Raw genomic sequence first — 434 nt, 5'->3', positions numbered from 1 at the left:
GTGGTGGGCCGGCACAGCGATGTGCCGGGCCATCCAAGACCGCTGGTGTGCAGCCCCGGCTGCATTTAAATCCACGGAGCCAGCGCAGATGGCGATCCCGCTGCAGATGGAATTCAGTTCCGAAACAGTTGGTCGCTGCAACAAGAGCGCGCACGAGGGGTTCCCCGAGTGCGCATATGAAGGAGTAGACCTTGAGTCTTAATCGCAGTGAGAAAGAAGCGGTCATCAACGAAGTGACCAGCCTCGCCGCAAAAGCTCAAACGCTCGTGATCGCGGAATACCGTGGCATCACGGTGGCCGACATGACCAAACTGCGCGTTGACGCCCGCAGCAAGGGCGTGAGCCTGAGTGTTCTGAAGAACACCCTGGCCCGCCGTGCTGTGGCTGGCAGCCAGTTCGACGTGGTGGCTGACCAGATGACCGGTCCTCTGATC

1 protein-coding gene is annotated in these 434 nt (G+C 60.4%); it reads left to right on the top strand.

From position 1 onward, the window contains the following. Positions 1 to 191: 191 nt before the first annotated feature. A partial coding sequence (gene rplJ, locus K9U41_RS23300) for a 50S ribosomal protein L10 (RefSeq protein WP_282643210.1) occupies positions 192 to 434 on the top strand: 243 nt, incomplete at its 3' end.

The sequence above is a fragment of the Xanthobacter autotrophicus genome (assembly GCF_029991245.1).
Taxonomy (GTDB): Bacteria; Pseudomonadota; Alphaproteobacteria; order Rhizobiales; family Xanthobacteraceae; genus Xanthobacter; species Xanthobacter autotrophicus_C.
Note: the sequence above shows the minus strand (reverse complement) of the source record. Positions and strands in the feature narration are given on the sequence as shown.